General features: G+C 51.4%; 8 protein-coding genes and 1 tRNA gene. 8 read left to right on the top strand and 1 reads right to left on the bottom strand.

The window, feature by feature from the left end; genetic code table 11:
- From PHV74_13575 to PHV74_13565, 3 genes are all read left to right on the top strand, one after another.
- Nucleotides 1-193: hypothetical protein (locus PHV74_13575; GenBank protein ID MDD5095388.1), on the top strand; the 193-nt coding region annotated here is incomplete at its 5' end.
- Between the two features lie 367 nt (nt 194-560).
- Nucleotides 561-1,355, top strand: a complete 795-nt coding sequence (locus tag PHV74_13570; GenBank protein ID MDD5095387.1) for a DUF6345 domain-containing protein — start codon at nt 561-563, stop codon at nt 1,353-1,355.
- 83 nt (nt 1,356-1,438) lie between these two features.
- Nucleotides 1,439-2,431 carry a hypothetical protein gene (locus PHV74_13565; GenBank protein ID MDD5095386.1) on the top strand — a complete coding sequence of 331 codons (993 nt, stop codon included), beginning with the start codon at nt 1,439-1,441 and terminating at the stop codon, nt 2,429-2,431.
- A 456-nt stretch (nt 2,432-2,887) separates the two neighbouring features.
- Here the strand turns inward: PHV74_13565 and PHV74_13560 are convergent, their stop codons facing one another.
- Entirely contained in the window at nt 2,888-3,085 is a 198-nt protein-coding gene (locus PHV74_13560; protein MDD5095385.1) for a hypothetical protein, read from the bottom strand.
- Here PHV74_13560 and PHV74_13555 point away from each other — a divergent pair.
- The 5 genes from PHV74_13555 to recG all read left to right on the top strand — a co-directional run.
- Nucleotides 3,086-3,158: transfer RNA gene (locus tag PHV74_13555), tRNA-Glu, on the top strand.
- 253 nt (nt 3,159-3,411) lie between these two features.
- Nucleotides 3,412-4,335, top strand: coding sequence for an ATP-binding protein (locus tag PHV74_13550; protein MDD5095384.1), 924 nt, complete (start codon nt 3,412-3,414; stop codon nt 4,333-4,335).
- Nucleotides 4,332-4,754, top strand: a complete 423-nt coding sequence (locus tag PHV74_13545) for a response regulator (protein ID MDD5095383.1) — start codon at nt 4,332-4,334, stop codon at nt 4,752-4,754. Before PHV74_13550 ends, PHV74_13545 begins: the two co-directional genes overlap by 4 nt.
- A gap of 41 nt (nt 4,755-4,795) precedes the next feature.
- The gene (locus tag PHV74_13540; protein MDD5095382.1) at nt 4,796-5,584 is read left to right on the top strand and encodes a response regulator; all 789 of its coding nucleotides are present in this window, start codon (nt 4,796-4,798) and stop codon (nt 5,582-5,584) included.
- Between the two features lie 180 nt (nt 5,585-5,764).
- The coding region (recG, locus tag PHV74_13535) for an ATP-dependent DNA helicase RecG (GenBank protein MDD5095381.1) at nt 5,765-7,832 on the top strand (2,068 nt) is incomplete at its 3' end.

Here is a 7,832-nt window from a genome sequence, read left to right as displayed (position 1 = left end):
AGTCTTCTTTTTCTTATTGTCATACGCCAGGCTGGCAAATGTGGGTCCAATATTCATCGGCAGACTCCTTCGAATTGATCTACCTCTATTATCGCATGATCCGGGACTTATTCAGAGATTCCTTAAAATCCTCCTCGCACTTCAGCAAGTCTCCGAGCGCTTTTCTGAGAACCGGATTGTCATCTACTATTAATATCTTTGTTTTCCCCATTCCAGTCATTATCTCCAATCAGCCAAGTAAACATTATACCCCTTCGTCCGGTGTTTATCTAGAGCCAAGAGACCCTCTATGTTTAGCCCCTTTTGACCCTATTCAGGCCCAAACTTAGCCCTTTGGAATCATGACAGGACTTACATGGCTGTGCTAGTGTTAAATCAGTCTTCAATTTAACAGCCAAAACCAGTTGGTTGCTTCCCGGGGGTGATTGGCTGGAAGAGGGTTGGTGGAGGCTGAAAAGAGGTGAATCACGGATAGAAGAGAGGAATGTCAAAATAAAGAATTGATCAAAGTTATCCCAAAATGCTGGATTCTAACATCAAAAAAAATAAGGGGGAGGACAATGAGAAAATGTATTTTTTCACTTCTGATGATATCTGTAATACTGATACAGATATCAGTGATGTTTGCATCGCCGGCTTTTGCAGATGATGACGCAAACAGTTATGAAGTCAGCACATATGCTGTTGAGGTTTATCCACAGCCTGATGTCCCTGATCTCAATTTCTGTTGCGATGATGCTCTCGGGTTTCGCGGCATTCTTCAGCAAGAGGCAGGTTTTACAATCAGGGATGGGCTAGAAAACGGGAATGTACATGAAGAGATGTTCAAGAAAGCAGCATCAGGGGGAGATGATCAGAATCATGTCGATGCTGCTGATATTGTTTATTATTCAGGGCATGGTGCTGATTATTCATCCGATATCTCTGCTCCTCGACTTGGGGATACTACTCATGATGATGAGTGGGTATTGCCATATGAATGCTACTGGGGCGACCAAGACGTGGAGTGGATACTGTTACATTGCTGTAAGGTCTTGAGGAATGGGTCTGCAGGATACTGGGGGCTAGGAGCCATGCATGGCTCCCACTTGATATGTGGTGCCAAAAATACCATATACGATTATGGTCTTGATGGTTACCAAGTGGCATGGGCTTTGGTAGGAAATGGCCCATACTGTCCAGCAGTGCCCGTCAAGGACGCGTGGTTCTGGGGCGGAGACATTTATCAGCCTTCCTCGGTCCAACTTCGTGTAATCGGCGAGAACGATCAGTGTGGCAATGACTACATCTGGGACAATTCTTATGATCCCTCAGTTGATTCTTGGAAGTCCGTTTGGGACTACACCTGCACATAGTTATGTCCTAACAGGCGGAAGCGCTCGCTAGATTATAGGCGACCGCAGGTGGAAATCCATTAACAAGAAAGGAGGCGAATCTAATGAAACGACTGATTGTCATTTCATTGCTGCTCGTGGCTATTGGCATTGGTGGGTTCTCAGCTTTGACTCACTCGGGATCGGATCAAGAATCCATTGATCTGGGAATATCATTCCCAAACATAGCTGGCGGAAACCAAAATGTAGCCTTTGAGTTGGTTGCCAGCCGTTTGCCCACTCAGCACGATCTGATGGTGTACCGTGTTAAGAACAGAGAAGTTACTCCTGCCGCAGTACAAGAGATCGGCAAAATCCTAGGGATTGATGGAGAGGCCCTGCCGGTGGAGGATGGTAAGAAGATCTCCATGATGGGATATTCAAGAGGACAGAGTCTTCAATTATTAGTTTGGGTTGATTCTGGAGCTATTGAACTCAGGTGTGGCGACACCGGAGCACAATTATATCCTTCATTGAAGCCCGATCTGCCCTCCAACGAACAGGCAAAACAGATCGCGCTAGATTTCCTTGAGGACATTGCGCTTCTGCCGTCCAATGAAGAAATCAAGGCTTGCGAGATCGTGAATGGTGGCAGTTACTCACAGGTTTATTTGGAAATGGTGGAGGAAACAGGAAAAGTTATTGAAAAGACTGTTGAAGAATATCCAACGCATCTACTAGTCAGGTTTCCTAGAATGATCGATGGTCATCTTGTTGTTGGTCCAGGTGCCAAATTCGGTGTACGCATTACAGATGGAGGAGAAGTTGCAAGCATCGTCAGGGCCTGGAGGAACATTGAGCCCTACAAAGACTTTGAGGTGAAGAGCCCGGAGGAAGCTTACAAACAATTGGAAGGCGGCTTGGGCTCTCATTCCTTGCCACCTGGTTGTGCTCATGTTTCAATTCAAGAAATAGAATTGGGATACTGGATGGAAAGCATGGATGAACAACAAGATTATGTAGCTCCAGTCTATGTGTTAAAGGGGAAGTGCTTTGACGAAGATGGTAACTACACAGAGGAATATACTGGTTACTGTGAGGCTGTGAAAAAGTCCTGAGTAAATATGCCCTGAGTTCGTCTCGGCATATCACAGCTTAAAAAGGTATATCAGCAGAAAAAGTCCCAAGGTTACTCGGCCGGAGTACCTTGGGACTTTTTCAACAGTCACAGGGAGGGTTTCATACACGTAGAAAATAGCGAATGCCATTTCCGACCTGATCAGCAACGACCTTCATCACCACGGCTGGATCACATATTGAGTGTGGTATAAGAGGTAGATTAGCCTAAGTTCTGTAGTGTGATCCCGAAAATAGTCCTGAAAGCATAAGATCATAATTATTGGAATCGGGGGTTGAACACGGCCTAAGCAGAATGTCGAAAGAGAGGAGAAGGAATCCTCCTTCTGGGTGTCTGGGGGTATCCACCAAGTTCAAAAGTTCCCAAAAAGGGTGGGGGTGGATTGACTATTTCGATACTATGCTTAGGGGACAGATTAGACTGCCGAATATCCGCTCTATAGAAGCGATCTCATCTCCCCGTCACCTGATACCGTCGCACATTTCCTTCCTTTCTTCTCCATAATATCCACGTACATCTCTTCCAGTGCGGATTGTTTTGTGGAAAGATCAACCAGCGCATAGAGTTGTTTCTGCCTCCATACTCTGATATACTTTTGCGTGTCCGGTTGAGGACTCTCCCGTCCGGGTTTCATGCCTCCATCGTCTAGGGGACTAGGACAGCGCCCTTTCAAGGCGTAAACAGGGATTCGAATTCCCTTGGAGGCATTTCACTTCTTCGTCTTTGCGACATGCGGTAAAGCCTCTGGCTTCTCCGGATCATCTCCCGAACCCAGGCTTCCACGGAAGATCAACCGCGCGAGCGGCTGCGAAATCGCATAGGATATATGCTTACTGGATACTCCCGGCAGGCCCGGTCGCAAGAACATCAAACCGGCACCAACCATAACCTCGCGTCTACTCTCACTTCTCTACAAGGTATCCCCAAGTATTCCTGAAGGATGGCATATAAGCAAATTCAGTGCTGTCCACGTTGGACAAGACAAGCCAGTGCGATACCCTAAGAGTAACAGACCCGCCGTTGCTGCATATCCGGCTGGTTAGTGATCTATCGAAAAGCGGTGAAAGTGACACAGAAGACCGAGCGGTAGTCCGGGAGAACGCTATCAAGATGCTAAAGGGGCAGTCCGGTTCGGCCTACGAATACCGCAGCATCCGCAAGAACGGCGAAATTCGGGTGGTACTGGAGACGGTCGCGGGAGTGGCGCATGAAATCAACAATCCCTTGACAGCCATCTACGCCATATCGCAATTGCTGGTGGAAGAGGCCGAGGATGAAGACTCCCGAGAAGACTTCCAGATCATCCAAAAACAGACTCAACGGGTCATTGAGATCGTTCGGAATCTACTTTCGTTTGCGCGGAAGTACGAATCTAATAAGGCGGCCGTCTCCGTGAACCGGACGATTGAGGATACGATCAAATTGCGCGCCCATGATCTGGCCATGGGCAACATCGAAATCGTTTGCCATTTCGATCCCGGCCTCCCTGACGCCATGGCCGACGGCAATCAACTGCAACAGGTGTTCTTGAATTTGATCAACAATGCTTATGATGCCATGAAGGAAGATCATAAGAAGGGCGCACTGACCATCAGCACCCAGGCATTCGATGGACACATCAGAATCGCCTTTGCCGACGACGGGCCGGGCATACCCTGCGAGGTTATCGACCGGATATTCGAGCCGTTCTTCACCACCAAGGACGTGGGCAAGGGAACCGGCTTGGGTCTCAGTATTTGCTATGGGATCATCAAGGAACATGGCGGAGAAATACGCGCAGAAAGCGTTCCTGGGAATGGGGCGATCTTCACCATTGATCTGCCTCTGGTTGCCGCTTCGTCGAGGGTTGAGCCCGAACTTGAACAAGCCGGGAGGCGCAAATGAGAGACAGAGACACGAGTACCGGGTCAATCCTCGTGGTCGATGACGAGAAATCGATTCGGGAGATAATGACTCGGTCGTTAACGAGGGAGGGATTTGACGTTGTCGCAGTGGGAAATGGGTTTGATGCCCTGGAGAGAATATCCCAAAGCCATTTCGACCTTTTGTTTCTGGATATTCTCATGCCGGAGATATCCGGGCTGGATGTGTTGTCGATCATGCATACCCAGCATCCCGATATTCCTGTCGTGATGCTGACTGCCGTGTCGGATATCGAGTCGCAGAACAAAGCCTTCAGGCACGAGGCATTCGCTTATCTGATGAAACCCTTCAAAGCGGCCAACGTTGTTGAAATGGCAAAGAGGCTCATCGGCAGCCTGAGAGCTGATGAGTGTGCGGCATCTGAGGGAAGTGAGTTCTGAGCGCTGTGCTGTACTTGTGAACTACTTGTTGGAGTTATACAGTGGCTGCAGTTCCGACAAAAAGGACCATGCTGGTTGTAGATGATGAGGCTGCGGTGCGGGACGTCATCGCCCGAACCTTTAGAAAGCGAGGGTATGAAGTGCTGTTGGCATCATGCGGCGATGAAGCCATAACTATGGCCAGAGAAGAAAAATTCGATGCGTATCTCTTAGATATCAGAATGCCGGGAATGGACGGATTGGAACTGCTGACTGAGATCAGGCATCTGTGTCCTGACGCGATGGCGATCATACTGACCGCGCAGGATGGTGAGCAAAACCATTTGAAGGCAAAGACGATTGAACTGGGGGCCTTTGCCTTTTTGAACAAGCCGTGTTCGCTGAAAGATGTGGAGGATACCATAGAGAGAGCCTATCAGCAAATGCCAGCGGCTCCACCCAAGAGGTCGCTCCTGCTGGTTGACGATGAGGCTATAATTCGGGAGGTTGCCAATCGAGGTCTGACAAAGCGAGGCTATGATGTGGTCACCGCGTCATGCGGCGAAGAGGCAATCGAATGCGCCAAACGCCGGGAGTTTGATGCCTATGTTCTGGATATCCGAATGCCCCGGATGAACGGATTGGAAGTCCTGCGCATCATCAAAAGCATGTATCCCAACGCCATCGTGATCATGTTGACGGCTGTGATTGACAGCGAGATGCGGACGGAATGTACAGCGATTGATCTCGGAGCCTTCGCTTACTTGAACAAACCCTGCGGCGCCAAAGAGATCGATGATGCCTTGAAGCGAGCCTTTGACGCCGAGTCCGATGCGTGGGAACGCGTATAGCGGGAAGGAACTGAGCCACCCAGCCTCCTATCGAATTGAAGCCTGTTCAGTTTCGTTTTCAGCCTCTATTTTGATCCTTCTTATATGCCTTCACCCCCTGCATCTGATAAAATCAACTCAGTTAAGGGGACTATTCCCTGGAATCTCTTCTCTTCCCCCTCTGGCATCAAAGAGACGGGGGTGAGGCAGAAGGTATTGAATACTGAGCAACTGCGGAAAATCCTGGAGTTCGAAGCGTCCAAAGGGTATCTGGATACAGCTGTGGCTGGTGGACTGGATAAGCTTCTGGCCCGACTCTCAATGGCCGACTACGAATCCATCTCTCCCCCTTCCCCAAGGTACAACGCCCTCACGCCGGATCAGCGAGAAAAGTGGGTCAAGTCCACTCTAAAGCGTTTATCGAGACCTCCCAGGCCGTCAAGGCCCCCAACATCTCCCCCTCCCCAATCACCCAAAAAGACTAAGGCTGCGATAGCGCTTGGTCAGGGGCCAGTCTCACTCGATTCCCCCATCACTGCCATCAAAGGCGTCACCGCCAAGCTGGCCAACAAGCTCAGCACTCTGGGTGTGAGCACTGTTCGCGATCTGCTCTATTTCTTTCCCCGGCGGCACATCGACTACAGCCAGAGAAGCCGGATCGCCGATCTGGAACTCGGGGTGGAGCAGACAGTCATCGCCAGAGTCTGGCAAGCCAGCCAGAAAAAGTCGTTCCGGGGCATGCGAAGCACGGAGGCCATCATCGGCGACGAGACCGGCACAATGAGGGCCATCTGGTTCAACCAGCCGTATCTGGCCAAAAGCCTCACCCCCAACACAGAGATCGCCCTCAGCGGCAAGGTGGATATCTTCAAGGGACAGAAGGTTTTTCAATCCCCGCAATATGAGTTCATCCGCTCCGGCGACCTGATCCACACCGGAAGGCTGGTCCCGGTCTATCCGCTCACCAGCGGGCTTTACCCCCGGCAAGTTCGCAAGGCAGTAAAGGACGCGCTGGACCTGGGGTTATCCCAGATCGTGGAGGACCTGCCTCATGAAGTGAGGGTTCGCGCCAACCTGATGGGGCTCGCCGAATCCATCGGCCATGCTCATTATCCCGAAAGCGAAGCTCTCCGGGACGCTGCCAGGCACCGGCTGGCTTTTGACGAGCTTTTCCTGATCCAACTCGGCGTGTTCGAAAGAAGGCGGCGGCGAGAGGAGGGAGTGAAGGGAATCGAGATGGAGGCCGGGGATCAGCGAGTGGAAGACTTCTTGACCTCTCTGCCTTTCAAACTGACCTCCGCCCAAAGGCGCTCCCTCGATGAGATTCGCCGCGACTTGATACAAAGCAAGCCCATGAGTCGGCTCCTGCAGGGAGACGTGGGAAGCGGGAAAACAGTGGTCGCTACAGCGGCGATGCTGCTGGCTGTGGCCAGCGGGCATCAGGCAGCTTTGATGGCCCCGACGGAAATCCTCGCCGAACAACATTTTCAAAACATCCGTCGTCTGCTGGAAGAAAGAGGGAGCCCAATCCAAACAGCGATCCTCACCGGCAGTATCGGAGCGAAGGAAAAACGAGAGTTGCACCGCCGCATCGCCGGGGGAGAAATCGATATCCTCATCGGGACGCATGCGCTGATTCAGAAGAAGGTTGAGTTCAAGGATCTGGGGCTGGCAGTGGTCGATGAACAACACCGCTTCGGGGTGATGCAGCGCTTGGAACTGCAACAAAAGGGTTCCAGGCCGCACGTGCTGGTAATGAGCGCCACCCCGATCCCGCGCACACTGGCCCTGACGCTTTATGGCGATCTGGACGTATCGGTGATCGATGAGCTGCCGCCGGGACGAAAGGAAATCAAGACCAAATGGCTCAGCCCCAGGCAGCGACAGAGCGGGTACCAGTTCGTGCGCAAGCAGATCAGAGAAGGACGCCAGGCATTCATCGTCTGCCCGCTGGTGGAGGAATCGGAAAACATCGAGGCCAAAGCCGCCACCACCGAATACGAGCGTCTCTCCAGGGAGGTCTTCCCCGATCTCAAACTTGGGCTGTTGCACGGTCGCATGTCCGCCGCGGACAAAGAGGAGGTGATGGGCCGCTTCCGGGACCGGGAGATCGATATCCTGGTATCGACTTCGGTGGTCGAGGTGGGAGTGGATGTCCCCAATGCCACGGTGATGCTGGTGGAAGGCGCCGATCGCTTCGGGCTCTCTCAACTGCACCAGTTCCGGGGACGGGTCTTCCGAAGCAGCTATCAAAGCTATTGCATGCTCC

The organism is Dehalococcoidia bacterium, from assembly GCA_028711995.1.
Taxonomy (GTDB): Bacteria; Chloroflexota; Dehalococcoidia; order SZUA-161; family SpSt-899; genus JAQTRE01.
This window is presented reverse-complemented; position numbering and strand designations above follow the sequence as displayed.